Genomic DNA, 2,699 nt, shown 5'->3' with positions numbered 1-2,699 from the left:
GTTTGGGTCTGAGCTATACTGACCAGATTGGTGATGATCAAGATAATTTTACCGCTGGTCTTAATGGTTATATAGTAGCCGGCCGGCCGGATGGGTTAGAAAACTACTACATCGTTGATGCCAATATTACCAGAGACTTCACCCTGGGGAATGAAAACGACCAAAAAATAAAACTTAGCTTTTCAATTAAGAATCTATTCGATCAACGACCTGAGTTAGTAAGTGGTTATCCCATCCAAGGTAGAACATTTATGCTGGGTATCAGCACCAATTTTTAATTAACCAAGCAATAAAGGGGAGTATTCCTTTATAATCCCCCAAAAAAATATTAAAAATAAGGGGGGCATTGCCCCCCGTATAAACCCCGAAAGGCTAAAAAACAGTTAAAAATCAAAAAATATAAAGGATTTTCTCGCCCTTGACGGGAGAGGATTAAGGTGAGGGTGGTCTTTTAGAAATCCCTCTTCTGGGGGGAAGCATAAGCATGGACCCCAGGTTTTCATTGTTATTTGGTGCTCCGAGGGGGCATGAGGTCTATTTTTGGCTGTCTTTAATAGGGAGATACTGGAGAAGAATGAAAGGCAAATCTATTTATGTTGCATTAGTAATTTCAATACTTTTACACTTTTGGGGAGCTATGCTTCTGGCCACCATAATTGACTTAAAGGAAAAACCGGTGGAAGAAAACCATACCCCCAAATATATTCAGGTAGCATTTCTTCCTTCTCTAAATACTGAGAGAGAAGAAGAATTACAACCAAAAACTTTTTCTTCGCCCCCCAGGGAAACAGAAACATTAGATTCAGTTCCAAATATTGCAAACGAGGAGCAAATTTTCCCCACAATCAACAGTGAAGAAAAATCTCCCCCAAACCAAAAAAATGATTTGCAGGGGGTAGAAAAAGAGGAAAGGAAGGAAATCAAACCGAAGGTTGCAGCGGTAAAAGAGGAGGTAGAGCCACAAAAGCCGACTCCCGAAGAAAAAATCGAGCAGATTAAAACAGAATTAGAAACACTCCCCCCAAGAGCTACTGATATCCCGACAGAAAAAATAGATTTTGCAAAAACTGAGCCTGAAGCAAAAGTAGATAAGGAAAGAGGGGGGTCAACCAAAACTGCCGACTACAATTTATCAAAACCGGTAAACAATAAAAAAGAAGAAATAAATCCGTCTCTGAATTCGAACTTAGAAGAGGAGTGTCAACCAAATCAAATAGAAGTGCCCCTCGATTTGACCCGATCTGATTTCTCAGATGAAAAAATTGTCCCCCCTAAAATTATTTCTATTCTTCAACCAAAATATCCCAAGAATCTGAGAAAGAGGGGAATCGAGGGGCAACTCCGACTAAAGGTATTAATCGACCAGGAAGGCAAGGTCACTCAGGTAGAAATACATACTTCCTCCGGCTATCAAGATTTTGATCAGTCAGCCATAGAAGCCGTTTATCAATGGCAATTTAAGCCTGCACAAATCGAGGGCAAAGAAAGAAGTAGCTGGGTGTTGATTCCCATAGCATTCCGTTTGAAGTAGCCATATTTCTCCAGACTACTGGTGGAGCTTTTTCCACCAGTAATTTTTGGTTATTTGCTTTTTGGTGGTTGATAAAGGGGCGGAGCCCCCTTATAGTCTGTGGCAATCCCCTCCAGGGTCATTGCAAGCCTCACTTTATCGTCTGGCGTTGCAATCCCGAGTTTTTAACACAACGTAATTGCCTTTATCTTTTTGTTTTTTCCAAGTTTTTTTATCTTACGCCGTAGGCTGTCTAACATCTCCCCTCGGGCGAGGAAAATGTTTACTGTCCAGGGTATAGATGGTAGAAGGTCTCTTACGGAGAGCGAAGTTTGCCAGATAGGCATCAATATAATCAACATTTTTCTCCTCATAGTCCAACAATGATTTCCTGGCAAGAGTCCAGGATAGACCCCCATGCCCCTTCGCAGCACCAGATGGAAATGAAAACGGAATCCTTTCCCTTCAAGGGAGAGGAGACTATAAAAATCGAGATAATCGGGAAAGCGCTCACTCGAATATTTGATTTTTACAAATATTCTTGAAAATTTGAGGGTCAGGTCTTTCTTTATCACATTTCCCTTCTACAGCTTTAAAATCCCACGGTTGAACCAGAACAACGAACATCTCTGGCAAGCAATCAATACAAACTCGGTCTCCGCTGCTGGCCACAAAAGCACCGGCGGAACAATGACAACCAAAGCATCCTACAAAACCAGTTATATTCGCTATACAAAAGAGATTTTGCGGGAACCTCACCTTCTCTCGTCGAGGATTTCCCTTTTCGTCATTTCCAAAATCTTCAATCAGGAATCTAAAGACCCCTCGCAGAAGCATTCGGGGGTGACAAATAAGAGATGACGAAAAAGAAAGAGGATTACAAGGAAAAAAGAAAAGCACCGAGAATCGCTACGGTTGCTTCGCTACTTGCGATAACAAAGTAGATAGGCTATGGCCACCGGACCTCTTTTTGCATAACTTGAGCGAAACGTCCTTCTAATTTCTCAAATTCCTCCTCGGTGTAAACCAAAAGGTCAACGGAGACCGGCAGGCTCATAGTATCAAAATATCGCGACCGCTCCCAGAAGGGACAAGGAGATCTTCGTAAAACCACCACCACATCCAGGTCGCTCCCCACTCCCCAGAAAGGAGCATTATAAGAACCAAAAACACCGATACGCAGGATGTC

At 42.1% G+C, this 2,699-nt stretch carries 3 protein-coding genes and 1 pseudogene; 2 read left to right on the top strand and 2 right to left on the bottom strand.

Annotated features, from left to right (window positions below):
• Both GXZ17_RS10770 and GXZ17_RS10765 read left to right on the top strand, forming a co-directional pair.
• Positions 1–278, top strand: a pseudogene (locus tag GXZ17_RS10770) (hypothetical protein); the annotation flags it as partial.
• A gap of 296 nt (positions 279–574) precedes the next feature.
• On the top strand, positions 575–1,531 hold the full coding sequence (locus tag GXZ17_RS10765; protein ID WP_409377283.1) for a TonB family protein: 957 nt from the start codon (positions 575–577) through the stop codon (positions 1,529–1,531).
• 489 nt (positions 1,532–2,020) lie between these two features.
• On the opposite strand, the gene GXZ17_RS10760 is transcribed toward GXZ17_RS10765, so the two are convergent.
• The gene (locus GXZ17_RS10760) at positions 2,021–2,269 is read right to left on the bottom strand and encodes a hypothetical protein (RefSeq protein WP_409377282.1); all 249 of its coding nucleotides are present in this window, start codon (positions 2,267–2,269) and stop codon (positions 2,021–2,023) included.
• 190 nt (positions 2,270–2,459) lie between these two features.
• Positions 2,460–2,699 (bottom strand): nucleotidyltransferase domain-containing protein (locus tag GXZ17_RS10755; RefSeq protein ID WP_409377281.1); only part of this gene is annotated, 240 nt, incomplete at its 5' end.

The organism is Candidatus Sordicultor fermentans, from assembly GCF_012728195.1.
GTDB lineage: Bacteria > Atribacterota > Atribacteria > Atribacterales > Caldatribacteriaceae > Sordicultor > Sordicultor fermentans.
This window is presented reverse-complemented; position numbering and strand designations above follow the sequence as displayed.